This window comes from Nocardioides cremeus (genome assembly GCF_030518195.1).
Classification (GTDB): domain Bacteria; phylum Actinomycetota; class Actinomycetes; order Propionibacteriales; family Nocardioidaceae; genus Nocardioides; species Nocardioides cremeus.
This window is the reverse complement of sequence record NZ_JAULSC010000086.1, coordinates 1-441: the sequence shown is the minus strand read 5'-3', so window position 1 is coordinate 441 and position 441 is coordinate 1. Positions and strand designations below refer to the sequence as shown.

Below are 441 nucleotides of genomic sequence, written 5' to 3'. Positions count from 1 at the left end.
TTCACAATTGATCACACGACCTTCATCGTGAACACTCATTTGGTGCTATCAGAACCTCAAGCACTCGCCTTCGCAACTGGTTGCTAAGCGCGAACAATCCGAATATGACAAACCTGGCTATTCACAAAACCTCCTGGTTGCGATCAGTAATCGCTATTGTCGCAGTAGCCATCAGCTTGTGTATACATTGGTCTGGAATATGCAGCCCGGAGCGCGCAACATCCGACCATCCGATCGACACACTCATTCGCCTGGCAGAGGCAAAACTCGACAATATCTTGCTTCAAGCGTCTGATTGCTTTGAGGAAGCCATAGCAGCATACAAAATACGTCGCAACAAAAACCCTCCGAAAGGATTTGACCAGTGGTTCGAGCTTGCCAAAACGTCAAGTGCGGTGATCATTGAAGACTTCTTCGATCCAATCTATAATGACCTGCGCG

General features: G+C 47.8%; 1 protein-coding gene. It reads left to right on the top strand.

What is annotated here, in order from left to right:
* Positions 1-104: 104 nt before the first annotated feature.
* Positions 105-441: hypothetical protein (locus QWJ41_RS20835; protein WP_302710383.1), on the top strand; the 337-nt coding region annotated here is incomplete at its 3' end.